The sequence below is a fragment of the Streptomyces sp. NPDC002156 genome, from assembly GCF_053593675.1.
On the sequence record NZ_JBSFDA010000157.1, the window covers coordinates 1 to 23,929 of the forward strand.

19 protein-coding genes are annotated in these 23,929 nt (G+C 70.7%); 9 read left to right on the forward strand and 10 right to left on the reverse strand.

Annotated elements, in window-relative coordinates; all coding sequences use genetic code 11:
- Positions 1-153: 153 nt before the first annotated feature.
- Positions 154-1,356 (reverse strand): RNA polymerase sigma factor, encoded by a 1,203-nt coding sequence (locus ACWCRB_RS39425; protein ID WP_451000662.1) that lies wholly within the window; start codon positions 1,354-1,356, stop codon positions 154-156.
- 301 nt (positions 1,357-1,657) lie between these two features.
- On the opposite strand from ACWCRB_RS39425, the gene ACWCRB_RS39430 reads away from it, so the two are divergent.
- Together ACWCRB_RS39430 and ACWCRB_RS39435 are read left to right on the forward strand one after the other, a co-directional pair.
- A complete protein-coding gene (locus tag ACWCRB_RS39430; RefSeq protein ID WP_451000663.1) occupies positions 1,658-2,365 on the forward strand; it encodes a hypothetical protein in 708 nt (235 codons plus the stop codon).
- A complete protein-coding gene (locus ACWCRB_RS39435) occupies positions 2,362-3,351 on the forward strand; it encodes a nucleotidyl transferase AbiEii/AbiGii toxin family protein (RefSeq protein WP_451000664.1) in 990 nt (329 codons plus the stop codon). The genes ACWCRB_RS39430 and ACWCRB_RS39435 overlap by 4 nt, the downstream gene beginning before the upstream one ends.
- 25 nt (positions 3,352-3,376) lie before the next feature.
- Here the strand turns inward: ACWCRB_RS39435 and dnaG are convergent, their stop codons facing one another.
- Both dnaG and ACWCRB_RS39445 read right to left on the reverse strand, forming a co-directional pair.
- A complete protein-coding gene (dnaG, locus tag ACWCRB_RS39440) occupies positions 3,377-5,287 on the reverse strand; it encodes a DNA primase (protein ID WP_451000665.1) in 1,911 nt (636 codons plus the stop codon).
- A 47-nt stretch (positions 5,288-5,334) separates the two neighbouring features.
- Entirely contained in the window at positions 5,335-6,600 is a 1,266-nt protein-coding gene (locus tag ACWCRB_RS39445) for an NAD(P)/FAD-dependent oxidoreductase (protein WP_369034766.1), read from the reverse strand.
- Positions 6,601-6,863: 263 nt separating this feature from the next.
- Here ACWCRB_RS39445 and ACWCRB_RS39450 point away from each other — a divergent pair, with 263 nt between their 5' ends.
- On the forward strand, positions 6,864-8,444 hold the full coding sequence (locus ACWCRB_RS39450; RefSeq protein WP_451000666.1) for a M28 family metallopeptidase: 1,581 nt from the start codon (positions 6,864-6,866) through the stop codon (positions 8,442-8,444).
- An 84-nt stretch (positions 8,445-8,528) separates the two neighbouring features.
- Here ACWCRB_RS39450 and ACWCRB_RS39455 read toward each other — a convergent pair whose 3' ends face one another.
- Positions 8,529-9,776 (reverse strand): deoxyguanosinetriphosphate triphosphohydrolase, encoded by a 1,248-nt coding sequence (locus ACWCRB_RS39455; RefSeq protein WP_451000667.1) that lies wholly within the window; start codon positions 9,774-9,776, stop codon positions 8,529-8,531.
- 73 nt (positions 9,777-9,849) lie between these two features.
- On the reverse strand, positions 9,850-10,809 hold the full coding sequence (locus ACWCRB_RS39460; protein WP_451000668.1) for a sirohydrochlorin chelatase: 960 nt from the start codon (positions 10,807-10,809) through the stop codon (positions 9,850-9,852).
- A 210-nt stretch (positions 10,810-11,019) separates the two neighbouring features.
- Here ACWCRB_RS39460 and ACWCRB_RS39465 point away from each other — a divergent pair, with 210 nt between their 5' ends.
- On the forward strand, positions 11,020-11,694 hold the full coding sequence (locus tag ACWCRB_RS39465; protein WP_451000669.1) for a SanA/YdcF family protein: 675 nt from the start codon (positions 11,020-11,022) through the stop codon (positions 11,692-11,694).
- Positions 11,695-11,917: 223 nt separating this feature from the next.
- On the opposite strand, the gene ACWCRB_RS39470 is transcribed toward ACWCRB_RS39465, so the two are convergent.
- The 4 genes from ACWCRB_RS39470 to ACWCRB_RS39485 all read right to left on the reverse strand — a co-directional run bounded on the left by ACWCRB_RS39470 (position 11,918) and on the right by ACWCRB_RS39485 (position 17,744).
- Complete coding sequence (locus tag ACWCRB_RS39470; RefSeq protein ID WP_451000677.1) at positions 11,918-13,078, reverse strand: MFS transporter; 1,161 nt, start codon at positions 13,076-13,078, stop codon at positions 11,918-11,920.
- A 46-nt stretch (positions 13,079-13,124) separates the two neighbouring features.
- Complete coding sequence (locus tag ACWCRB_RS39475; RefSeq protein ID WP_451000670.1) at positions 13,125-14,570, reverse strand: CitMHS family transporter; 1,446 nt, start codon at positions 14,568-14,570, stop codon at positions 13,125-13,127.
- A gap of 122 nt (positions 14,571-14,692) precedes the next feature.
- The gene (locus ACWCRB_RS39480) at positions 14,693-16,960 is read right to left on the reverse strand and encodes a molybdopterin oxidoreductase family protein (protein ID WP_451000671.1); all 2,268 of its coding nucleotides are present in this window, start codon (positions 16,958-16,960) and stop codon (positions 14,693-14,695) included.
- 166 nt (positions 16,961-17,126) lie between these two features.
- Positions 17,127-17,744, reverse strand: a complete 618-nt coding sequence (locus ACWCRB_RS39485; RefSeq protein ID WP_451000678.1) for a TetR family transcriptional regulator — start codon at positions 17,742-17,744, stop codon at positions 17,127-17,129.
- Positions 17,745-17,870: 126 nt separating this feature from the next.
- Between ACWCRB_RS39485 and hmgA the strand changes: the two genes are divergently transcribed.
- From hmgA to ACWCRB_RS39500, 3 genes are read left to right on the forward strand one after another with little or no spacing between them, the layout of a single operon-like run.
- Positions 17,871-19,232: a homogentisate 1,2-dioxygenase gene (hmgA, locus tag ACWCRB_RS39490; protein ID WP_451000672.1), complete on the forward strand. Its 1,362-nt coding sequence runs from the start codon at positions 17,871-17,873 to the stop codon at positions 19,230-19,232.
- A gap of 27 nt (positions 19,233-19,259) precedes the next feature.
- The gene (locus tag ACWCRB_RS39495; protein ID WP_451000673.1) at positions 19,260-20,009 is read left to right on the forward strand and encodes a GntR family transcriptional regulator; all 750 of its coding nucleotides are present in this window, start codon (positions 19,260-19,262) and stop codon (positions 20,007-20,009) included.
- Positions 20,010-20,037: 28 nt separating this feature from the next.
- The gene (locus tag ACWCRB_RS39500; RefSeq protein ID WP_451000674.1) at positions 20,038-21,216 is read left to right on the forward strand and encodes a type ISP restriction/modification enzyme; all 1,179 of its coding nucleotides are present in this window, start codon (positions 20,038-20,040) and stop codon (positions 21,214-21,216) included.
- Between the two features lie 79 nt (positions 21,217-21,295).
- On the opposite strand, the gene ACWCRB_RS39505 is transcribed toward ACWCRB_RS39500, so the two are convergent.
- Positions 21,296-22,009: a TetR/AcrR family transcriptional regulator C-terminal domain-containing protein gene (locus ACWCRB_RS39505; RefSeq protein WP_451000675.1), complete on the reverse strand. Its 714-nt coding sequence runs from the start codon at positions 22,007-22,009 to the stop codon at positions 21,296-21,298.
- A 64-nt stretch (positions 22,010-22,073) separates the two neighbouring features.
- Between ACWCRB_RS39505 and ACWCRB_RS39510 the strand changes: the two genes are divergently transcribed.
- Entirely contained in the window at positions 22,074-23,018 is a 945-nt protein-coding gene (locus tag ACWCRB_RS39510) for an ATP-binding cassette domain-containing protein (RefSeq protein WP_451000676.1), read from the forward strand.
- A 23-nt stretch (positions 23,019-23,041) separates the two neighbouring features.
- Complete coding sequence (locus tag ACWCRB_RS39515; RefSeq protein ID WP_451000679.1) at positions 23,042-23,827, forward strand: ABC transporter permease; 786 nt, start codon at positions 23,042-23,044, stop codon at positions 23,825-23,827.
- Positions 23,828-23,929: the final 102 nt, after the last annotated feature.

Here is a 23,929-nt window from a genome sequence, read left to right on the forward strand (position 1 = left end):
CCCAGACCCCCGCTACGGCCCTGAACGGGCCTAGTCCTCAAACGCCGGACGGGCTGGGTATTCAGCCCCTCCGGCGTTTGAGGAGCGGGGGTTCGGGGGCAGAGCCCCCAGGGATGGGACGGGTAGGGGCGGCGGGGGCGAGAAAACCGGACCTCAGTCCAAGTAACCCCGCAGTTGGTCCGCGAACGCGTGGTCCCTCAGTTTGTTCAAGGTCTTGGACTCGATCTGGCGGATGCGTTCCCGTGTGACGCCGAAGATGCGGCCGATCTCCTCCAGCGTGCGCGGACGCCCGTCCGCCAGGCCGTAACGGAGTTGGACGACCTTGCGTTCCCGCTCCCCCAGTGTCGACAGCACCGCCTCCAGGTGCTCCCGCAGCAGCAGGAACGCCGCCGACTCCACCGGCGACGCCGCGTCGCCGTCCTCGATGAGGTCGCCCAGCGCGACGTCGTCCTCCTCGCCCACCGGTGCGTGCAGCGACACCGGTTCCTGGGCGAGACGCAAGACCTCGCTGACGCGCTCGGGGAGCAGGTCCAGGTGGGCGGCTACCTCCTCCGGCGTCGGCTCGTAGCCTCGCTCCTGGAGCATCCGGCGTTGCACCCGGACGACCCGGTTGATCAGTTCGACCACGTGTACGGGGACACGGATCGTACGGGCCTGGTCGGCGAGGGCGCGGGACATGGCCTGGCGGATCCACCAGGTCGCGTACGTCGAGAACTTGTAGCCGCGCGCGTAGTCGAACTTCTCGACCGCGCGGATCAGCCCCAGGTTTCCCTCCTGGACGAGGTCGAGCATCGTGAGCCCACGGCCCACGTACCGTTTCGCCACCGACACCACCAGGCGCAGGTTGGCCTCGATCAGCCGGCGCTTGGCCATCCGGCCCATGACGACCAGCTTGTCCAGGTCGAGGGCCAGTTGGCTGTCCAGGTCGGAGGCGAGACGCAGTTTCTCCTCGGCGAAGAGACCGGCCTCGACCCGGCGGGCGAGTTCGACCTCCTCGGCGGCGGTGAGCAGCGGGATGCGGCCGATCTCCCGCAGGTACTGGCGGAACAGGTCGGAGGAGGGCCCGCTGGTGTCGGCGCGGGCGGGGGCACGGACCGGCTCGATCACCTCGACCGGTTCGATCACCTCGATCTGCTCAGCCGGCTCGACCGGTTCCGCGGTCTCGACCACGTCCACCGCGTCCGCCGGAGGGCCGTCCGGTTCGGGCGGGCTCTCGGGGTGGTGCGCGACACGGCTCTGCGGAGGCACGGCCGCGATGACCTCGGCGACGTCGGTGACGTCCGCGATCTCGGTCTCGGCGTCGGGCTCCGTGACCGCGGTACTGCTGTCGGTCTGGGTGAGGGTCTGGGTCTGCACGGGGGCGACCTCCAGGATGATCGCTGCTGAGGCGTACGGCAGCGGTACTCGGGGGGGCGGAGTGGGCGGCCTCGCCGCTGTCCGTCCCGTACGCGTTGAGCGGAACCGCGGGGGTGTCGGACCCGTTGTGGACGGGCCGGCCGCGCTCCGAGGACTCAGGCACCGGAACCCAGTGTGGAGTACGACACATCGCCGCCACGAGGGGCGTGCGACCACTTTTTGGGTCCGGTCCGTGACCACGCGGTTACCGTCGCAGCAAATCCGAGTGCTTGTTCGGGGTCCGACCTGGCACGATCGGTACGTGTCCGGTTCACTCTGCTCAACTCACGTCTACGAAACGCATGTCACCGTCCACTGCCAAAGCGCTGCCGAGGCGGAACGGCTGGGCCGCTGGGCGACCGGGGCGGGGCTCAAGTTGACGCACATCGTCCTTGCCCGTGGCCGGATGACGACCCAGCCGATGCTCACCCTGACGGGTTCCCCGTCGTACGCCGACGAATCGGCTCGGGCGCGTGAAGTCGCCGCGCGGCTGCGGGCGGACGGGTTCGATCCGGTGCGCGTCAAGATCGAGTCGTCGCCGTGGGCTCCCGAGGTGCCGCGTGAACCGTGCGCGGACGGACGGTACTTCGAGCACCACGTGAAGGTGCGGCTGCCGGCCGACGCGGATCTCGACGCCCTGGCGGCGCGGGTCGTCCCGTACGGCGCGCATCTGTCGTGGAACGCCCGTCGGGTGGTGCGCGGCGGTCGGTGGACCGAGCGGTTCGTGACGCAGCGGTGCCGGGGCGTGGACGCGACCGGGGCGGGGCTGGCGCTGGAACGGCTGCTGGCGGAGCTGCGGCGACACCGAGCGGTGGAGCTCGAAGTGGTCGACGTGGAGCGGGAGTTCGTGCTGTACGACAGTGATCTGTCCGTCGACGACGGATGGATCGACAGATGGATCGACGGATGGGTCGAGGGCAGCGGAGGCGTGGTCGTGGCGGCGACGCGGGTGCGGGAGGTGCGGGGATGAAGAACAAGTTGACCTGGCGAAGGGGCGTCGTGGCAGGCCTCGACGCGCCCAAGGACACCCTGGACGACAGGACCCGGGAGGCTCAGGGGCTGCCCCGGACGCTGCGTACCGTGCCGGGTGAGGACGTGGTGCAGCGGCTGATCTTCGAACCGGCGCTGAAGCAGCACCACAACGCCTTCCGGGCTGCCGACCCGGGCTTCGCCGATCCGGCGCGGGGCGAGGACTGGCGGGCCGCGCGGCGCCGGGCGCTGGAGCTGGTGCTCGACGCGATCGCGGGGTCCGAGTGGGCCGAGTCGTTGGTGCTGCGTGGGAGCGTGCTGATGGCGGCGTGGTTCGGCGAGGCCGCCCGCGAGCCCGGTGACCTGGACTTCGTCGTCGTACCGCCCACCTTTTCGATCGATGACCCACGTGCGGGGCAGCTGCTCGCCGGGATCGCGGCGGCCGCCGAGGCCCGGGGCGACGGCGAGGTGGGGTTCTGCGCGCGCGACGCGGTGGTCGAGGACATCTGGACCTACGACCGGGTGCCGGGCCGCCGTATGGTCCTGCCCTGGTCCGCGCCGGGGCTGCCGGGCGGCCATGTACAGCTCGACTTCGTCTTCAACGAGCGGCTCGCCGAGCCGCCGGTGCCGGTGGAGCTGCCGGGCGGCGCGTCGGTGCGGGCGGCGACGCCCGCGCTGTCGCTGGCCTGGAAGCTGATGTGGCTGATCAACGACATGTACGCGCAGGGCAAGGACCTGTACGACGCCGTGCTCCTGGCCGAGCGGTATCCGCTCCCCCACGAGCTGCTGGACGAGGTGTTCCGGCTCTCGGGCGAGTGGCCCTGTCCGGGCTGCGAGCGGATCCGGCTGGCGGACGTCGTGGAGGCGGTGAGGTACGTCGAGTGGCGTCACTTCGTCATGGAGTACCCGCAACTCGCGGACAGGGAGCGGGAGTTCACGGACCGGTTGATACGGGCGGTGACGCCGACGTTCGACGGGCAGGAGTGACGGCAGGCGGCGGAAGCGGTGGCGGTCAGAGTGCCGCCGCTCCCTGGTTCTGGAGTGCCAGGTCGTACTGCTGGAGCACCCACAACTCGTTCTGCACGGCGGCCAGTTGGGCCGGGTCCCCCTGGGTGGTCAGGCGGGCGTGGGTGCCCTGGACCTCGTGGATACGGCGTCCCACCGCTCTGCGGCGGACGGTGACCAGCACATCGCCGGCGTACACGTCGTCGACCGTCCGGCGCATGATCGCCTCCACCGCCAGCTCCGTCACCATGGAGCGGACCGTGTTGTCCGGGGCCACCTCGCGGACCCGGACCAGATACTCCTGGGGGTCCTGGACGCCGTACTCCGCGCCGCCCGCCTCCATGATCGCCTGGCGTACGGCCGCGTAGGGGGCGGCCGTGAACTCGTCGATGCCGTAGGCGTCGAAGGCCGGGGAGACCAACTCGGGGCGCTGGAGGGCCAGTTTGAGGAGTTCACGTTCCGTGGCGTAGACCGGGTTGCGGAGGTTCAGGGCCGGGCCCGGGGGGCCGCCCGGGCGCGTTGTCTGCTCGTACGGCTGCTGCTGGTGCTGCCCGCCTGCGGGGGCCGGGCCCTTGCCGCCGCGGTCCTTGGCCCAACGGGCCAGCTGGGCCACCCGCTTGACCACGAACTGGGTGTCCAGGATGCCGAGCATGCCCGCGAGCTGGACCGCGACCTCGTGCTGGGCGCCGCTGTTCTTGATGCGGGCCACGATCGGGGCCGCCTCGTCCAGTGCCGACGCGCGGCCCGCCGGGGTTTCGAGGTCGTAGCGGGTGGCGATCTGGCGCAGGGCGAACTCGAAGAGGGGGGTACGGGGTTCGGCGAGGTCGGCGACGGCCTGGTCGCCCTTCGCGAGGCGCAGGTCGCAGGGGTCCATGCCGTCGGGCGCGATGGCGATGTAGGTCTCGGCGGCGAACTTCTGGTCGTCCTCGAAGGCGCGCAGGGCCGCCTTCTGGCCGGCCGCGTCGCCGTCGAAGGTGAAGATCACCCGGGCCGAGCCGTTGTCCATCAACAGTCTGCGGAGGATCTTGATGTGGTCGGTGCCGAAGGCCGTGCCGCAGGTCGCGATGGCCGTCGTGACGCCGGCCAGGTGGCAGGCCATGACGTCCGTGTAGCCCTCGACGACGACCGCCCGGCTGACCTTCGCGATGTCCTTCTTGGCGAGGTCGATGCCGTACAGGACCTGGGACTTGCGGTAGATCGCCGTGTCGGGGGTGTTCAGGTACTTGGGGCCCGTGTCCGCCTCGTACAGCTTCCGCGCGCCGAAGCCGACGACCTCGCCGCCGATGTCGCGGATCGGCCACATCAGGCGGCCGCGGAAGCGGTCGATGGGGCCGCGGCGGCCTTCCTGGGAGAGGCCGGAGAGCAGGAGTTCCTTGTCGGAGAAGCCCTTGCCGCGGAGGTAGCGGGTGAGGTGGTCCCAGCCCTGGGGGCTGTAGCCGACGGAGAAGTGTTCGGCGGCCGACTGGTCGAAGCCGCGTTCCGCGAGGAACTTGCGGCCCGCGTCCGCCTCGGAGGTCGTGGCCAGCTGTTCCATGTACCACTGGGCCGCGATCTTGTGGGCCTCCACCAGCCGGATGCGCTCGCCGCGCTGGTTGGCCGGGTTGTAGCCGCCCTCCTCGTACCGCAGGGTGATGCCGGCCTGGCCGGCCAGGCGCTCGACCGCCTCGGAGAAGGAGAGGTGGTCGACCTTCATCACGAACGTGATGGTGTCGCCGCCTTCCTGGCAGCCGAAGCAGTGGAAGAGTCCCTTGCTCGGGCTGACCTGGAAGGACGGAGACTTCTCGTCGTGGAAGGGGCACAGGCCCTTGAGGTTGCCGCCGCCCGCGTTGCGCAGCTGGAGGTACTCGGACACCACGGCGTCGATCGGGACCGCGTCCCGAACCGCCTTCACGTCCTCGTCGTTGATCCTTCCGGCCACGCAGTGATTCTACGGGGGTCCACCGACAGTCCCGTGCCCTGGCGTCGCTACGGGACGAGGCTGTCCAGCGGTACGTGCGGGTCCGCGAGGGCCTCCGTGTCCACCTGGGACCGGGAGCGGATGAGCTGCTGGACGGTCTCTGTGACGTCCCACACGTTCACGTTCATCCCGGCCAGCACCCTGCCCTCCTTCACCCAGAAGGCGATGAACTCGCGCTTGCCCGCGTCTCCCCGGATCACCACCTGGTCGTACGAGCCAGGGGGCGCCCAGCCCGAGTACTCCATGCCCATGTCGTACTGGTCGGAGAAGAAATACGGCACACGGTCGTACGTCGACTCGCGGCCCAGCATCGCTCGGGCCGCCGCCGGGCCGCCGTTGAGGGCGTTGGCCCAGTGTTCGACGCGCAGCCTGGTGTCGAAGAGGGCGTGGTGGAAGGCGGCCACGTCACCGGCCGCGTAGATGTCGGGGTCGGAGGTGCGCAGGCGTTCGTCGACCGCGATGCCGCCGCCGTGGGCGCGCTCGGCGAGGGTCAGGCCCGCCGCCTCCGCCAGTGCTGTGCGCGGGGCGGCGCCGATGGCCGCCAGGACGTCGTGGGCCGGGTGTTCCTCGCCGTCGTCCGTACGGGCCGCGAGGACCATGCCGTCCTGGCCGACGATCTCCGTCAGCCTGGCGCCGAAGTGGAAGCGGACGCCGTGCTCGCGGTGCAGCTCGGCGAAGAGGTTGCCCAGCTCCGGGCCGAGCACCGAGTGCAGCGGGGTCGCCTCCGGCTCGACGACGGTCACCTCGGCGCCGTACTCGCGTGCCGCCGCCGCGACCTCCAGGCCGATCCAGCCGGCGCCGGCGATCACGATGTGGCCGTTGTCGCGGCCCAGGGCTGCCAGGACGCCCTTGAGGCGCTCGGCGTGCGCGAGGCGGCGCAGGTGGTGGACACCGGCCAGGCCGGTGCCGGGGATGTCGAGACGGCGCGGCTCGGCGCCGGTGGCGATGAGCAGTTTGTCGTAGTGGACAAGGGTGCCGTCGTCGCCGAAGCGGACCGTCTTCGCCGTACGGTCGATGGCGTCGACGGTCTGGCCGAGGTGGAGTTCGATGTCGTTGCGCGCGTACCAGGCGGGTTCATGGACGAAGACACTGTCGCGCTCCTCCTTGCCGAGGAGGTAGCCCTTGGAGAGCGGGGGCCGCTCGTACGGGTGGTCGCGTTCGTCGCAGATCAGTATCACGCGGCCGGTGAAGCCCTCCGTCCGGAGCGTCTCGGCCGCTTTGGCGCCGGCCAGTCCGCCTCCGATGATGACGAATGTCTGATCCGCGTCGACCACTTGATGCCTCCTCGTAACGATGCCGCCACATGCGAGCCTCCCGCACGGAGCGTGATGGGGGAAGAGGGAGTGGGCCGATCAGACCCACGGAGGGTCACATTCGGGCATGTCACACGTGCCGGGCGGGAGGTCCCGCACACACGGGACATGTGAGCCAAACCGGCGAAACCGAACACGAGTTGCAGAAAACCCCTTCTCGTGACCCGCGTAGCTCGCTAGCGTCCCTCCCACCTCGTTCGCACATCCACTGGGGAAGGACCTCTGTGAACGTATTACGCACGGCATCGTCCCACTCGCGCAGAGCCGTGGCGGTCATCGCCGCCACCGCACTCGCGACACCGCTGCTGATCGCCTCCGCCGGAACGGCCGGCGCCCACGGCGGTCACGGCGATCCGGCCGCCGACGCCAGGAAGCTCGCGAAGACCCTGGTCAAGGAGTCGTCCGCGAAGGACGCGTACAAACACCTCAAGGCCCTGCAGGCCATCTCCGACGCCAACGGCGGCAACCGCGCGGCCGGTACACCGGGCCACGACAAGTCCGCCGAGTACGTCTACCGGGTGCTGAAGAAGGCCGGTTACAAGGTCTCGTACGACAGCTTCGACTTCGACTACATCGAGACTCTCGCCGAGAAGGCCGCCGTGATCTCGCCGGCGCCGCGCGATCTCGGCATCACGGCGATGACGTACACGAAGTCGACGCCGGTGGGCGGCATCACGGCCGCGCTCGCCGCCGCCACGGTGGACGCCACTCCCGGCTGTGAGGCGGGCGACTACGCGGCCGGTGCCTTCACCGGCAAGATCGCGCTGATCAAGCGCGGTGGCTGCACCTTCGCGCAGAAGCAGATCGTCGCCTCCGAGGCGGGCGCCGTCGGCGCGATCATCTACAACAACACCGCGGGCGTCCTCTCCGGCACCCTCGGCGACGCGGCGAGCGGCAGGATCCCGACGGCCGGCCTCAGCCAGGCCGAGGGCGAGGCCCTCGCCGCCGATGTCGCGGCGGGCGAGGTCACGGTCGGTTTCGAGGTCCGTCAGCTGATCGAGACCCGTACGACGAACAACGTCGTCGCGGAGACCCGTGGCGGCGACGCGGACAACACGGTGTTCCTGGGCGCCCACCTCGACTCGGTCACCGAGGGCCCCGGCATCAACGACAACGGCTCCGGCTCGGCCGGGATCCTGGAGGTCGCCGAGGAACTCGCCGAGAACACGCGGTACGGCAAGCAGCCGCCCAACAAGGTGAAGTTCGCCTTCTGGTCGGCCGAGGAACTGGGCCTGGTCGGCTCCGAGTCGTACGTCTCGCGGCTCACCGAGGAGCAGCGGGCACAGATCAAGCTCTATCTGAACTTCGACATGATCGCCTCGCCGAACTACGCGCAGTTCGTGTACGACGGCGACGACTCGGACGCCGAGGGCGCGGGTCCAGGGCCGGAGGGTTCGGCCCAGCTGGAGCGCGACATCAACGCGTTCCTCGACTCCAGGCGCACACCGCACCAGGGCACCGACTTCTCCGGCCGCTCCGACTACGGGCCGTTCATCGCGGTCGGTATCCCCTCCGGTGGCACCTTCACCGGCGCCGAGGGCATCAAGACCGAGGCCCAGGCCGCGCTGTTCGGCGGCACCGCCGGCGTCGCGTACGACGCGTGCTACCACGCGGCGTGCGACGACCTGGACAACATCAGCATGAAGGCGTTCGGCATCAACATCGGGGTCATCGCCAACGCGGTGGGCACGTACGCCCATGACCTCAGCTCGCTCAGCACGCCGGTCGTCTCCACGCCCACCACGGGCGGCGACGGCAGCGGCGGCGGTCTGCACCCCGGCCACGACGAGGTCGTGGCGGAGTAGAGGTCGTGGCGGAGTAGTGGAGTGATTCGGTAGTCGGGTAGTCGGTACGGCACGCGGGAGAGGCGCGTTCTCCCGCATGCCGTGTCAGGCGGTCAGGCGTTCGTGGAGCGAGCGGGCGGCGGCGTCCGTGAGCGAGGCGATCTGGTCGACGATCACGCGCTTGCGGGCGCGGTCGTCGGGGGCCTCGTCGAAGAGCGCGCGGAACTGGGGTTCCAGGCCGTCCGGGGCGCGGGTCGTGAGTGCCTGGGCGAGTTCCGCGACGACGATCCGCTGGTCCGCGCGGAGCACCTCCTGCTCGGCACGCTGCATGACGTACCGGTCGGCGACCGCCTTGAGGACCGCGCACTCCAGCCTGGTCTCGCGCGGTACGACGAGTTCGGCCGTGTACCGGGTGAGCGGGCCGCTGCCGTACGCCGCGCGCGTGGCGCCCTCGGCGGCGAGGCAGAAGCGGCCGATGAGCTGGCTGGTGGCGTCCTTCAGGCGGGCCTGGGCGACGGCCGAGCCGTCGTAGCCGTGCGGCCACCACGGTTCGTTCTGGAGCCGGTCGAGGGCTTCCGCCAGTTCCGCCGGGTTGGTGTCCTTGGGCACGTAACGGCCGAGGGCGACCTCGAAGACCGCACGGCGTTCGGGTTCCGCGTGCAGGGCGGCCGGGTCGAGGTGGCCGGCGTGCAGGCCGTCCTCGACGTCGTGCACCGAGTACGCCACGTCGTCGGCCCAGTCCATGACCTGGGCCTCGAAGGTGGTGCGGGTGCCGGGGGCGTCCTTGCGGAGCCAGTCGAAGACGGGGCGGTCGTCCTCGTAGACGCCGAACTTGGGGGACCCGGGGTCGGTGGGGTGGGCGCCGCGCGGCCAGGGGTACTTGGTGGCGGCGTCCAGGACGGCCCGGGTGAGGTTGAGGCCGACCGAGCCTTCCGGGGTGAACCGCTTGGGCTCGATGCGGGTGAGGAGTCTCAGGGACTGGGCGTTGCCTTCGAAGCCGCCGCAGTCCTCCGCGAACTCGTTCAGGGCCTGTTCGCCGTTGTGGCCGAAGGGGGGGTGACCCAGGTCGTGGGCGAGGCAGGCGGCTTCGACGAGGTCGGGGTCGCAGCCCAGGGCCGCGCCAAGCTCGCGGCCCACCTGGGCGCATTCCAGGGAGTGGGTGAGGCGGGTGCGGGGGCTGGCGTCCCAGCTGTGGCTGCGGGTGCCCGGGGTGACGACCTGGGTCTTGCCTGCGAGGCGGCGCAGGGCGGCTGAGTGGAGGATTCGGGCGCGGTCGCGTTGGAAGGCGGTTCGGCCGGGGCGCTTGTCCGGTTCCGGGGCCCAGCGTTCGGTTGACGACAGGTCGTACGACATGTCTCGACAGTACGGGCAGGGACTGACAAAGGGAGCGACAAGGGGGGTGCGCCTTTGCGTCTGCCGAGGGCGGTTATACGGCGAGTGCGGGTCGGTGGGGGCTGGTCGCGCAGTTCCCCGCGCCCCTTACGCCGATCATCTGGTCGTACCTGTGGAGGAGGAGGCTTGCCATCGCGGGATGTGTGCCCAGGGGGGCCGAAGCGATCCATGGGGCCGTTTCCGCGCACTCTGTCGCGAAGCGGCCGGGGGCCGTGAAGTAGGAGGCGATGGCCACCCTTGTGCGGCCGCTCGCCTCCAGGGCCTCGATGGCGTTCGGGACCGTCGGGGCCGCTGTCGTGGCGTAGGCGGGGATCACCGGGACGCCCAGGCGGTCGGAGAGGAGCTGGGCCGTGCGGCCCGTGTCGACCTTGGACTCCGGGTCCCGGGAGCCCGCCGCCGCCAGGACGACCGCGCTCTGCCGCCGCGTCTCGTGGTCCGTCCGCGTGGGCCAGCCCGCCTCGACCAGGCGGGCATACAGGGCGTCCACCAGAAGGGGGTGCGGGCCCAGGGCGGGGGCCACGCGCGCGTGCACCCGTGATTCGGCGGCCATCTCGGGGATGTCGCGCTTGACGTGGTAGCCGCGGCTGAGGAGGAGCGGGACGAGGATCGCCTCGCGGTCGCCGAGGGCGGCGAGCGTGTCGGGGAGCAGGGGCTCGTTCAGCTCGATGTGACCGAGGTGGACCGGCAGGCCGGGGCGCAGGGCGCGGACCTGGTCGAGGAGCGTGCGTACGGTGCTCAGGGCGCGCGGGTCACGGCTTCCGTGGGCCACTACGACGAGCGCGGGCGGCTCGGGGCGCCGCCTGCCGTCGAGGGACACGAGGCTGAGCTGGCCGGCGAGCTGACTGCTGATCCGGTTCATGAGGTGCGCCGTACTGTCGAGGTGGGTCCCCGGGAGCGGGTGGGCGTCGGGGCTGGGGGCGGGGGCGGGGCTTGGGGTGGCGGTCTGGCTGGGGGCGGCGGTGGACTCGTCGTGTGGTGGGTTCGACGGCGTCATGGACCGATGGTCGCGGGGGGAGGTTGCCACCCCGTTGCGCGAAGATATCGATGGTTTTCCACAGGTTCACGGTGGGGCGGGGGGTCACTGTGAGGTGGCTTGACCTGCGTATTCGGTCGGGCGAGTGAGGCCGGTCACGTGCGTTGCCGTGAACCGTGGGGCCTCGTGTCACGTCCCTGACTGTCGTAGGCCGACCTGGAGGGACCGCCCGTGAGACTCCGCAGACCCCGTCTGCCGCGCACCCGTACCGGGCAGCGGAGGCTTGTGCAGGGCGTGATGCTCGGGTGCGTGGTGGCGTTGCTGCCGGCCACGTGGATGTTCGTCGCCACGGGTGACCGGCTGCGTGATGTCTCGGACGCGCCGCGTACCGATGTCGCCGTCGTCTTCGGGGCCGGGTTGTGGGACGGGGAGCCGTCCCCGTATCTCGCGCACCGGTTGGACGCGGCGGCGGAGCTGTATCGGGCGGGGCGGGTGAAGGTGGTGCTCGTCACCGGGGACAACAGCCGGGAGGACTACGACGAGCCGGATGCGATGCGGGGGTATCTGACGCGGCATGGGGTGCCTGACGGGCGGATCGTGAGTGACTATGCCGGGTTCGACACGTGGGACTCGTGTGTCCGCGCGAAGAAGATCTTCGGGGTGGACCGGGCCGTGTTGATCAGTCAGGGGTTTCATATTCGTCGGGCGGTGGCGTTGTGCGAGGCGGCGGGGGTGGAGTCGTACGGGGTCGGGGTGCAGGATCGGCATGATGTGACGTGGTACTACGGCGGGGTGCGGGAGATTTTCGCGGCGGGCAAGGCTGCGGTGGATGCGGTGTTCGAGCCTGATCCGCGGTTTCTGGGGCCGGTGGAGGTGGGGGTGGAGCGGGCGTTGGGGGGTGGGTGAACGTGGGGGGATTTTCGCCCCCGCCGCCCCTACCCGTCCCATCCCTGGGGGCTGCGCCCCCAGACCCCCCTTGTCCTCAAACGCCGGACGGGCTAAAAGATCAAGCCCCGGCCGGCATCATCCAGCCCCTCCGGCGTTTGAGGAGCGGGGGTTCGGGGGCGGAGCCCCCGAGGATGGGACGGGTAAGGGCGGCGGGGGCGAAGAAATCCCATGGCCAGCCCCGTCAACCCCGGCCCCGCGAAACCCCCGACGACACCACCAACAACACCCCCAGCATCACGAACGGCGCCCCCACCCCCGTAGCCCCGGCGACCAGCCCCGCCGTAGCCGGCGCAGCCACCTGGCCGAGGCGGTTGCCGGTCAGGCGCAGCGCGAGGGCGGTGGAGCGGGCGCCCGCCGGAGCCGCCTGGACGACCGTCGTCATCGACAGCGGCTGGCCCACGCCCAGGCAAAAGCCCAGCGCCGCGAGCATCAACGCCAGCCCCCACACCGGCACCGGCACCGCGATCCCCGCACACAGCACCGCCCCCGACAGACAGGTCAGGGTGAGGAGTCGGCGTCGGCCCAGCAGCCGTACCAGGGGCGTCAGCACCAGCCGGCACGCGATCGTGGCCGCCGCCCGCAGTCCGAGGAGCACGCCGATCACGGCCGGCGCGATACCCCGGTCCTCGCCGACCACCGGAAGGTAGGCGGTGAGGACGTCGGTCGCGGACAGCACGGCGAGGCTGATGAAGATGCCCGCGGGTACGCCCCGGGTGCGCAGGATGCGGTGCACGGGGACACGATCACCTTGCTCCGTACGGGACTTGACGACCGTACGGTCCTCGACCCGCCACAGCGACGTGAACGCGAACGCGGCGACCGCACCCGCGACGAGCAGGGCACGCGCGCTGCTCGCCGCCATGTCCCCGCCGCCGATCAGCGCACCGGCCGCCATCGGCCCGATGAACTGGCCGAGCGAGACCCCGATGGTGAAGTACCCGAAGTTGCGGTCCTGTTCCTCCGGGGCGGACCTGCGGGCGACGAGCGACTGGCCGCCGATGACGAAGCAGAGGTGGCCGAGGCCGGTCACCGCGCTCCACCCGGCCATCGCGGCAAGGGAGTTGGCGGTGGCGCCCAGCGCGCAGCCGCCCGAGATGAGGAGCGCGCCGACGGTCAGCAGGGGCGCGCAGCGGCCGTGGTCGGTGCGGCGGCCCAGCGGTACGGCGGCGAAGAGCGGGAGCAGCGCGAACGCGGCGGCGATGACGCCGATCGCCCGTTCGTCCGCGCCCAGCGCGAGGGCCCGGTAGGAGACGGCGGGCCGGGCCATCGACACCGCCCCCTGCGTGAAGCTGAAGGCGATGACGAGGCGGAGCAGCCAGCCGCGGTTCCCACCGGGCCTCATGGACATGTGGACATGTCCTTCCGGACGCGTAGGAGAAGTGCGTGGATCAGATGATGCCGAACAGGATTCCCGCCCCCAGGATCGCCAGCGAGGTCAGGATCGCCCACTTGACCACGAACTTGGTGTGGTCGCCGAACTCGACCTTCGCCATGCCGACGAGAACGTACACGGCCGGGACGAGCGGGCTGGACATGTGCAGGGGCTGCGCGATGAGGGAGGCACGGGCGATCTCCAGCGGGGAGACGCCGTGGGCGGCGCCGGCCTCGGCGAGGACCGGCAGGACGCCGAAGTAGAAGCCGTCGTTCGACATGAAGTAGGTGAGCGGGATGCTCAGCAGGCCGGTGACGAAGGCCATGTGCGGGCCCATGCCGTCGGGGATGTTGTCGACGAGCCAGCGGGCCATGTGGTCGACCATGCCGGTGCCGGTCAGGACGCCGGTGAAGACGGCGGCGGCGAAGACCATGCCGGAGACGTTGAGGACGTTCTCGGCGTGGGCGCCGAGACGGGCCTTCTGGTCGGGCATGTGCGGGAAGTTGACCGTCAGGGCGAGCGCGGCACCGAGCAGGAACAGCACCGGGATCGGCAGCCACTCCATGATCATGGCGGTGAGGAGCGTGACCGTGAGCAGCGCGTTGAACCAGTAGAGCTTGGGCCGCAGGGTGGTGCGGTTCGGGTCGAGGACCTTCAGCATCCGGTCGTCGTCATCGTCGTCCGTGGCAGCGTCAGCGATGCCCTCCGCACCCGGACCGCCGGTGGGCGCGGCCGAACCGCCCGCACCGGATCCCGCGGCCGACGACTTCGCCCCCGCGCCGGCACCGACGAGCACCGTCTCCGTCTCCTGCTCCGGCTCCTCCACCAGGACCGCGTCCAGCGTCAGCACGCCGAGCCGCTTGCGCTCGCGGCGGCCGAGGACGTACGAGAGGGCGATGACGAAGGCGAGGCCTGCGGCGAGTGCCGGGATCATCGGGACGAAGATGTCGCTCGCGTCGAGCTTCAGGGCCGTCGCGGCGCGGGCCGTCGGGCCGCCCCAGGGCAGGGTGTTCATCACACCGTTGGCCATCGCGGCGACGCCGGTCATCACGACGAGGCTCATCTTGAGGCGCTTGTACAGGGGGTACATCGCCGAGACCGTGATCATGAAGGTGGTCGAGCCGTCGCCGTCGAGGGAGACGATCGCCGCGAGGATCGCCGTACCGACGACGATGCGCAGCGGGTCCGCCTTGGCGAACTTGAGGATGCCTCGGACGATCGGGTCGAAGAGGCCGACATCGATCATCACACCGAAGTAGACGATCGCGAACATGAGCATCGCCGCGGTGGGGGCGAGGCTGGTGACGCCGTCGATGACGTAGTCACCGAGCTTGGCGCCCTTCCCGACGAAGACGCAGAAGAGTGCCGGGATCAGTACGAGCGCCGCGATCGGCGACATCTTCTTCATCATGATCAGGACCAGGAAGGTCGCGATCATCGTGAAGCCCAGGATGGTCAACATGAGTGGGTTACCTAACGTTCGCCCTTGAACTCCCACCGGAGTCGGCAGTGCGATGACGTTAGGGCGCCCACGCAAGTCTTAACAAGATGTTGACGTGCGAGCAATAAGCGCAAAACTCCAGGTCACAGCGTTGTGCCTGCTGGCGCGAGATCGATGGGTACACCATTCAGCACTGCATTGCCCGACAGCGGGTCCAGCAGGCTGCCGTCGAGGAGCTGGTTGACGTTGACTCCGGGGTCGACGGAGGCGTGCCCGAGCCGGGTGCCCGGCCGGTCGTGTCCCCACCCGTGCGGCAGGCTGACGACCCCGCGCCGGACGACGTCCGTGATCTCCGCCGGGGCCACCACCTCTCCCCCGGCGCCCTTGATCCGTACGGGGGCGCCGTCCTCGACTCCGAGGCGGGCGGCGTCCTCGGGGTGGATGTGCAGGGTGCAGCGGTTGGTGCCGCCGGTGAGGGCGGGCACGTTGTGCATCCAGCTGTTGTTGGAGCGCAGGTGGCGTCGCCCGATGAGCACTATTCCGGCGGGGCGCTCACGCAGGGCCTGGCGCAGGCGTGGGAGGTCGTCGGCGATGGGCTGCGGCAGGAGTTCGATCTGGCCGCTGCGGGTCTTCAGGGGCTGCGGGAGGCGTGACTGGAGCGGTCCGAGGTCGATGCCGTGCGGGTGCGCGAGCAGTTTCGTCAGGGTCAGGCCGTCCGGTCGTACGCCGAAGCCGTCGCCGTACGGGCCCAGGCGCAGCATCAGATCGAGGCGGCGCTCGGGGCCGGTGTCGCCGTCGAGCGACTTGGCCAGCTCCTGCGGATCGCGGCCGTGGACCGGGGAGTGCGCTTCCTTGACGGACTTGCCGAGGGTCTGGTCGATGACCATCGCGTCCACGGCGGCGGGGTCGGCGCCGTGCATCCCGGTCGCGGCCAGGACGAGGCGCGCGAGGATCTCGGTCTCGGCCATCCTGCCCGGCTCCAGGGGGACCGCGGGGCGGTTGTAGCGGACCTGGTTGCGGACGGCGAGGGTGTTGAGGGCGAAGTCGTGGTGCGGGCTCTGCGAGGGCGGGGGCGGCGGCAGTACGACGTCGGCGTGGCGCGAGGTCTCGTTGAGGTAGGGGTCGACGCTGACCATGAAGTCGAGGGAGTCCAGCGCCTTGTCGAGCCGGTTGCCGTCGGGTGCGGAGAGGACGGGGTTGGCGGCGACGGCGATGAGGGCCCGGATCGGCTCGCCCTCGGCGCCCTGGGGGTCGGTGGCGGTGTCGATCTCCTCGGCGAGCGCGGAGAGCGGCAACTCGCCCTTCGCCTCCGGGTGTTGACCGACCCGCGAGCGCCAGCGGCCCAGAGAGAAACCATGGCTGGGCCCGGCCGGCCGAGGTGTCCGGTCAGTGGCCGCTTGTGGGAAGAGGGCGCCGCCGGGGCGGTCGAGGTTGCCGGTGAGGATGTCGAGGATGTCGACCAGCCAGCTGGCGAGGGTGCCGTGCGGGACGGTGCAGCTGCCGATGCGGCCGTAGACGGCGGCGGTGGGCGCGGCGGCGAGTTCCCGGGCGAGGGTACGGATGGTGTCCGCGTCCACGTCACACGCTTCGGAGACGGCCTCGGGAGTGAAGTCCCGTACGGAGGCCGCCAGTTCGTCGACGCCTACGACGTGCGGTGCCAACTCGCCCAGGTCGACGAGGTGTTCGTCGAACAGGACGTACGCCATCGCGGCGAGCAGCAGGGCGTCCGTGCCGGGGCGGATCGCGATGTGCCGGTCGGCGAGCTTGGCGGTGCGGGTGCGGCGCGGGTCGATGACGGTGAGGGTGCCGCCGCGCGCCTTGAGGGCCTTGAGCTTGCCGGGGAAGTCGGGTGCGGTGCACAGACTCCCGTTGGACTCAAGGGGGTTGGCGCCGATGAGCAGGAGGTGGTCGGTGCGGTCCAGGTCGGGTACGGGGATCGCGTTGGCGTCGCCGTACAGCAGCCCGCTGGAGACGTGCTTGGGCATCTGGTCGACAGTGGAGGCACTGAAGATGCTGCGAGTGCCGAGGCCGCCGAGCAGCACGGTCGGGTAGAGCGCCCCGGCCACGGTGTGCACGTTCGGGTTCCCGAGGACGACCCCGACGGAGTTCGCCCCGTACCGCTCGACAGTGCCCCGGATCCCGGCGGCGACGGCGTCGAAGGCCTCCGCCCAGCTCGCCTCGCGCAGCTCGCCGTCGCGTCGTACGAGGGGGGTGCGCAGCCGGTCGGGGTCGCTGTCGAGGGCTCCGAAGGAGGCGCCCTTGGGGCAGATGAACCCCTGGCTGAACACGTCGTCGCGGTCACCGCGGGCCCGGGTGACCCGGCCGCTCTCGATGGTGAGCGTCAGTCCGCAGGTGGCCTCGCACAGGGGGCACACACGGAGGGCGGTACGGGAGTCGGTGGGGCTGGACACGGGTCCTCCCGGAGGGTGGCGGCAGCATCGACGCACGGCTGGAGACTGAGCCGAGCATACCGACCGGTACGGATGGAGGGGAGGCCTTCAACGGGGTGAGGTCGGAAACCCGCGAGCCCGCTCACCCGACGCCCGCTCGCCCGGCACCCGCCGCCGTACGTCCGCGTCAGTCCAGCACGCGCGCCAGATACGCCCGCAACAGCTCCCGCATCTCCCCGATGATCCGCTCGTCCCCCTCCGGAGCGACCCGGAAGGCCAGGTGGATCAGGGTGTCGGCGGTCTCGACGGCGACCAGGAACGTGCGGCGCAGGTCGTCGTCGGGTGCGCGGCCGATGACGTCGGCGAGGAGGGTGGTGAGGGTGTCGGCGACGCGGTGGTTGGGTTCGGCGTCGCGCTTGCCGACCGGGATCTGGTTGCCGAAGTCGACGAGGGAGAAACCGGGCGCGGTGCGCTTCATGACCAGGTACTCGTCGAGCACGGCGTCCATGGCCTCGCGCCAGCCACCCCCGCTCAGCTCCCGCAGCCGCTCGGTGACACGCGCGATGAACCGCTCCAGGTTCCGCTGGGCCAGCGCGTCCGCCATGGCGCGCTTGTTGCCGAAGAAGCGGTAGACGGAGCCTATGGGGACGCCGGCGCGTATCGCCACCGCGCGGGTGCTCAGGGCGTCGTAGCCGACCTCGTCGAGGAGGTCGGCGCAGGCGTCGAGGATTCGGGTCAGCCGTTCGGCACTGCGCCGCTGTACGGGCGCACGACGTAGCGAGGTAGCTGGGGGCACGCCCTTCATCATGCCGTTCCCCGGCGGTCCGGTGAACCGTGCCCCGGGCTTTCCCCCTCTTGCGCCCGCGAACACCGAATCCTACGGTGAAGCATAGGAATGCGGGACCGGGAGTGAGGGAGCAAGGGAGCACCCATGGGCGGCGACGTGAGCGAGGGCATCGGCGGGGACACGGGCGGCGACGCGCGGAAGGCCGCCGAAGGGCTGGTCCACCTGACCGGTTTCGGCAATGAGCACAGCTCGGAGGCCGTCCCGGGCGCCCTGCCCGAGGGCCGCAACTCGCCACAGCGCGCCCCTCTCGGCCTCTACGCCGAGCAGCTCAGCGGTACGGCGTTCACCGAGCCGCGCGCCCACAACCGCCGCTCCTGGCTGTACCGCATCCGCCCTTCGGCGGCGCATCCCCCGTTCACGCCCGCCGACAACGGCCCGATCCGCACGGCACCCTTCACAGAATCCGTCCCGGATCCCAACCGACTGCGCTGGGACCCGCTGCCCGAGCCCCCGGCCGGTACGGACTTTCTTGCGGGCCTGTGGACCCTCGGCGGCAACGGCGACGCCACACAGCGCACCGGCATGGCCGTGCACCTCTACCACGCCGACTCCTCGATGGAGCGGGTGTTCAGCGACGCCGACGGGGAGCTGCTGATCGTCCCGGAGACCGGCGGACTGCTGCTGCGCACGGAGTTCGGCCTGCTGTACGTCGAGCCGGGCCACGTTGCCCTCATCCCGCGCGGAGTGCGCTTCCGGGTGGAGTTGCTGGACGCCTCGGCCCGCGGTTACGTGTGCGAGAACTACGGCGCCGCCTTCCAGCTCCCCGACCTGGGCCCGATCGGCGCCAACGGCCTGGCGAACGCAAGGGACTTCAGGGCGCCGGTCGCCGCGTACGAGGACGTCGAGGGTCCGGTGGAGGTCGTCAACAAGTTCTGCGGCAACCTCTGGACGGCGGTCTACGACCACTCCCCGCTCGACGTCGTCGCCTGGCACGGCAACCATGTCCCGTACGCCTACGACCTGCGCCGCTTCAACGTCCTCGGCACCATCTCGTACGACCATCCCGACCCGTCGATCTTCACGGTGCTGACGTCCCCGTCGGACACCCCGGGCCTGGCAGGCGTCGACTTCGTCGTGTTCGCGCCGCGCTGGCTCGTGGGCGAGGACACCTTCCGGCCGCCGTACTTCCACCGGAACGTGATGAGCGAGTACATGGGGCTGATCGAGGGCGCGTACGACGCGAAGACGGCCGGAAAGGGGGGCTTCGTGCCGGGGGGCGGCTCGCTGCACAACATGATGTCCGCGCACGGGCCCGACCGGGAGACCTTCGACCGGGCCAGCGCCGCCGAGCTGCGGCCCCAACGGATCGACGACGGGCTGGCGTTCATGTTCGAGACGCGCTGGCCGGTGACCCTGACGGCACAGGCGGCACGGGCGGAGCATCTGCAACCGGGGTACGACGACGTGTGGTCGGGCCTCCAGCGCCACTTCCGCCCGTTGCACTGAGCGTTGCCGACCGGTACGGATACCTCCGTGACCTCCTTCGCTCCGGATTCGATCGTCCTGAACCGCAAGCTGCCGCTCTGGTACCAGGTTTCGCAGTCCCTGCGCGCCTCGATCCTCGGCCGCTCGGCGCGGGACCCGCTGCGGCTGCCCACCGAGGAGCAGTTGGCGGGCCACTACGGCGTGAGCGTGCTGACCATGCGCCAAGCCCTGAAGGAGCTGGAGGACGAGGGGCTGATCAGCCGGCACCGCAGGCGCGGCACGTTCATCGAGCCGGACGCGCAACGAGGCGCTCCCGTACGGCTGTTGGGCTCGGTCGACGCGATCGTGGCCCAGCAGTCCGGCATGACGACGGAACTCCTCGACCACGGCAGCACGCCCGTGCCCACCGAACTCGCCGAGTACTTCCCGGACTTGGTGGAGGTGGCCACGTACCACCGCCTGCGCGGCGACGAGGAGACCGACGAACCGACCAACCACGCCCGCAACTACGTCCGTCCGGAACTGGCCGAGCACATCGACCACGCCGATCTCCTCCGCTGGCCGATGACCAAGGTGCTGCGGGACGTCGTGGGCGCGGACATCGCCCGTATCACGGACACCGTCCAGGCCCGCCTCGCGGACCCGGAGACGGCCCGCCTGCTCCGGGTCCCGCTCCTCAGCCCGATCCTGCACTACACGGGCATCGCGTACGACGAGGGCGGCCGGGTCCTGGACGTGGCCGTCATCCATTACCGGGGCGACCGCTTCTCCTTCACGGTGACCTTGGATGCGACCTAGGGGAGCCGAGCGCGGGGGCCGTCGTACGATGCCCAGCGTGCCGTACGACGACGATGCTCCGCTGCTCGCGGACCTCATGCCGTGGTCCGTCGCACCGCCACGGCTGGGCCGGGGGTGGCCGACGGCCCCCGACAACGCAACCCTCAAAGCACGCTGGGACGCCCTGCTGAAGGCCGAAGGCCCGGACCGCGAGACCCTGTTCGAACCGACGCGCTCACGCACCCCGCACTCGGCGGTCGCCCAACTGCCGGGCCGGCGGAGCGGCACGGAGAAGCTCGCCCGCGCCACGGGCCCCTGCGCGAAGCCCGTACGGGTCCTCCGGGCCCCCTTCGACGAGCAGTGGCTGATCCCGGACCACCGGCTGATCGACGCGGCCCGCCCGGAGTTGTGGCGGGTGGCGGACGAACGCCAGGTGTTCGTGATCGAGGCGCCGCCCTCTCCCCCGGCCTCCGACGGCCCACTGCTCCTGGCTTCACCCCTGCTGTCACTGATCCGACCGGGTGGCCGGATCCGCCCCCTGTACCGACGCCCCGGCGGCACCGCACCCAACCTGGCCCCGGGCTTGTCGGCCCACCTCACCGACCGCCTAGGCCACAGCCCGGACCCGCTCGACGTCCTCGCCTGGACCCTGGTCGCCGTACGCCCGGGCCTCTCCGTCCCCCTCACCGCCGACCCCGAACTCTGGTCCCGGGGCGTCGAGTTGGGCCGCAGGGTGCTGTGGCTGATGCGCCGGGACGGTGACCGCCCCAAACTCCCCGGCGGCCGACGCCCGTACGTACGCGCCCCGTTGCCCTCCCGCCCGGTCACCGTCCACTACGACCGCGACGAGGAGACCCTCCAGGTCGACGACGGCCGCATCTCCCCGGTACCGCCGGAGGCATGGGACTTCGAGGTGGGCGGGGTACGGGTGCTGGAGGAGTGGTTCGCGGCGCGGGTGGGCGGTGCGGTCGAACCGGAGACGCTGGAGGCGATCCGGCCGACAACTTGGCCGCAGACCTGGACATCGGAACTGCTGGAGCTGATCACGGTACTGGCGCTTCTGGCGGAACTACGCCCACAGCAGGCGGAGTTGACGGTGAAGGACCCGATCACGGCGACGGAGCTACGGACGGCGGGCGTCCTCCCGGTACCTGACAGGGCGCGCCAACCGGCGTCGGTCCTGGACCACCAAGAAGAGGGCCCAGAAGGCCAGTTCACGCTGCTATGACCAGCCTGCTTTTAGGTCTTTAGGGGCGCGGGGAACTGCGCGAGCAACCACAACGGACCCGCACCCGACACACACCCCCTCACCCCCGCACCGCAAACCCATCCAACACCCGCAAAACCATCCGCTCGAACACAGCCTCCAGATCGATCGGCCCCGAGTCCTCCAAGAACGCCGCAGCCAACCTCGGATACCCCCCACCCGCCACCTGTCCCCCGAGATAAGCGATCCGCATCGCGTTCTCCTGCTCCTCCGACCACGGCAACGACCGCACCCGCTCAGCCGTCGCCAACTCGTTGCCGACATACGTAGTCACCATGCCGTTGAGCATCGCGATCAGCTCGAACTTCGTGCCGTACGTCCCCTCGAACGGGTCGAGGCAGGTCAGGCAGTGTTCGAGATAGCGCAGGGCGTTGGGGCTGAAGCCGTACACGGGGGACATCAGGCGCGGCAGCCAAGGGTGCCGAAGCATCAGCTCACGCGTCTGGTGCGCGACCCGCACCATCTCCGCCCGCCAGTCCCCCGACGGCTCCCACAACTCGTGCTCGCCACTGATCGCGTCAACCATCAGCTCGTACAGGTCCTCCTTGCGGGGGACGTAGTTGTACAGCGACATCGTGCCGCAGCCCAGCTCGGCCGCGACGCGCCGCATCGAGGCCGCGTCGAGCCCCTCCGCGTCCGCGATCCGCACCGCGGCGGCCGCGATGTCGGCGCGGCTGTACGCGGCCTTGGGGCCACGGCCCGCACGTTCGGGACGCGCCCAGATCACTTCGGGTACGGCGGCTCGGCCGGCCATTGATCATCACCTCGACCACCCATCGTAGTTACGTACGTCGTACGTAGTGCGCTATGGTCACCTCATGACTACTACGTACGCTGTACTTAGTGAAGGGCTGGAGAAGTCCTTCGGGAAGGTCCATGCCGTACGCGGGCTGGACCTGGCCGTGGCCCAGGGCTCCGTGTGCGGGCTGCTGGGGCCGAACGGCGCGGGCAAGACCACGGTCGTACGGCTGCTCACCACCCTGCTGCGGCCCGACGCGGGGTCGGCGCGGGTCGCGGGGCACGACCTCGTAGGGGACGCTGCTGCCGTACGGCGCCGGATCGGCGTCACCGGGCAGTACGCGTCGGTCGACGGGGACCTCACGGGCCGCGAGAACCTGCGGATGTTCGCCCGGCTGCACCGGGTCAGGGGGCCGGCGGCGCGCGCGGACGAACTGCTCGACCGCTTCGGGCTGGCCGAGGCCGCCGACCGGCCCGCGTCCACCTACTCGGGCGGGATGCGCCGCCGCCTCGACCTCGCGGCGAGCCTGGTCGAGCGGCCCGAGGTGCTGTTCCTGGACGAGCCGACGACGGGGCTCGATCCGGCGGCCCGCAACCAGATCTGGGCGGCGGTACGGGGGCTGCGGGACGAGGGAACAACCGTCCTCCTCACCACTCAATACCTGGAGGAGGCCGACCAACTCGCCGACGAGATCGCCCTCGTGGAGCACGGCCGGGTCGCACAGTCCGGAACGCCCGCCCAACTCAAGGCGCTCATCGGGTCGTACGCCGAGGTCGTGGTCGCCGATGCGGACGCACTGCTCGGGGCGGCCGGGATTCTCGACCAACTCACCGGTTCCGAACCGGTGTTGGACCGGGACCGACTGACTGTCGGCGCGGTCACCACCGACGCGACGGTCACGCTTCCGCGGCTGGTGCGCGAACTGGACGCGGCGGGCGTGGCGTTGCTCGACGCGAGCCTGCGTCCGCCGACTCTCGACGATGTCTTTCTCCGGCTGACGGAGCGTAAGGAGGTGGCGGCGTGAGCACGTCGACGTCCGCGACCTCCATGGCCTCTGCCCTGGCGTACGACGGCACGGTGATGCTGGGGCGGCATCTGCGCCGGCTGCGGCACAACCCGGGGCTGCTGGTCCTCACCCAGTCCATGCCGATCACGATGCTGCTGTTCTTCGGGTACGTGCTCGGCAGTGCCCTCGCGATGCCCGGGGAGGAGTACCGGGCCTTCCTGGTGCCGGGGCTGCTGGTCGCGACCGCCGCCAACGGCATCATGACCGGGATGTTCCAGGCGGCCCAGGACACCCACCGGGGCGTGACCGACCGGCTCCGTACGCTGCCCATCAGCCGGGCCGCCGTGCCCCTGGGGCAGGCCCTCGCGGACCTCGTGGTCACCGCTGCGGGGACCGTGCCTGTGCTGCTTGTCGGGCTTGCGGTGGGGTGGCGGGTGGAGGGGTCTGCGCTGCGGGCGGCGGGGGCGGTGGGGCTGTTGCTGCTGTTCCGGTTCGCGACGACGTGGATCGGGATCTATCTGGGGTTGCTGTCGCGGAGCGAGGAGGCGGCGGGGCAGTTGGGAGGCGCGACCTTCATCCTGCCGCTGCTGTCGAACGCGTACATCCCGACGGCCGGATTGCCGGGGTGGCTGCGAACACTGGCCGATTGGAACCCGATCAGCGCGGTGACCACAGCACTGCGCACCCTGTTCGGCAACGCACCGGCCCCGGCGGACGGCGCGTGGCCTGTCACGCACCCTGTCGCGGGGTCGCTGGCGTGGTGCGTGATCCTGATCGCGGTGTTCTTGCCACTGGCGGTGCGGCGGTACACGGAGGGCGAGGGGTAGGGAGTTTCCTCGCCCCCGCCGCCCCTACCCGTCCCATCCCTGGGGGCTGCGCCCCCAGACCCCCGCTACGGCCCTGAACGGGCCTAGTCCTCAAACGCCGGA

Excerpts from the sequence above, each read along its gene's own strand:
- ACWCRB_RS39435 (WP_451000664.1), top strand. The coding sequence starts at position 2,362 with ATGAAGAACAAGTTGACCTGGCGAAGGGGCGTCGTGGCAGGCCTCGAC.
- ACWCRB_RS39455 (WP_451000667.1), bottom strand. The coding sequence starts at position 9,776 with ATGTCGTACGACCTGTCGTCAACCGAACGCTGGGCCCCGGAACCGGAC.
- ACWCRB_RS39460 (WP_451000668.1), bottom strand. The coding sequence starts at position 10,809 with ATGACGCCGTCGAACCCACCACACGACGAGTCCACCGCCGCCCCCAGC.
- ACWCRB_RS39470 (WP_451000677.1), bottom strand. The coding sequence starts at position 13,078 with ATGAGGCCCGGTGGGAACCGCGGCTGGCTGCTCCGCCTCGTCATCGCC.
- ACWCRB_RS39475 (WP_451000670.1), bottom strand. The coding sequence starts at position 14,570 with ATGTTGACCATCCTGGGCTTCACGATGATCGCGACCTTCCTGGTCCTG.
- ACWCRB_RS39485 (WP_451000678.1), bottom strand. The coding sequence starts at position 17,744 with ATGAAGGGCGTGCCCCCAGCTACCTCGCTACGTCGTGCGCCCGTACAG.
- hmgA (WP_451000672.1), top strand. The coding sequence starts at position 17,871 with ATGGGCGGCGACGTGAGCGAGGGCATCGGCGGGGACACGGGCGGCGAC.
- ACWCRB_RS39500 (WP_451000674.1), top strand. The coding sequence starts at position 20,038 with ATGCCCAGCGTGCCGTACGACGACGATGCTCCGCTGCTCGCGGACCTC.
- ACWCRB_RS39505 (WP_451000675.1), bottom strand. The coding sequence starts at position 22,009 with ATGGCCGGCCGAGCCGCCGTACCCGAAGTGATCTGGGCGCGTCCCGAA.
- ACWCRB_RS39510 (WP_451000676.1), top strand. The coding sequence starts at position 22,074 with ATGACTACTACGTACGCTGTACTTAGTGAAGGGCTGGAGAAGTCCTTC.
- ACWCRB_RS39515 (WP_451000679.1), top strand. The coding sequence starts at position 23,042 with ATGGCCTCTGCCCTGGCGTACGACGGCACGGTGATGCTGGGGCGGCAT.